Annotated in this window: 1 protein-coding gene; it reads right to left on the reverse strand. The window is 34.9% G+C overall.

All coding sequences use genetic code 11. The features are described from left to right. Window positions 1–235: sigma 54-interacting transcriptional regulator (locus tag ACWA1B_RS23650; RefSeq protein WP_456911140.1), on the reverse strand; the 235-nt coding region annotated here is incomplete at both ends.

Consider the following 235-nt stretch of genomic DNA (forward strand, 5'->3'; position numbering starts at 1 on the left):
GCATTTTATATTTATGGGCAAAATCCGCAACAAACTTTCTGAATAACAAGTGAATGTCGTCGTTTCTCTCGCGTAAAGGTGGCAATGTAATTTCAACCGTACTTAAACGATAGTACAAATCTTCACGGAATTTCCCTTTTTCAATTGCATTAAATAAATTCACGTTAGTCGCAGCAACGATACGAACATTTGTTTTTTGAACCTGAGACGAACCTACTTTAATAAATTCACCATT

It is taken from the genome of Flavobacterium xizangense (assembly GCF_054075145.1).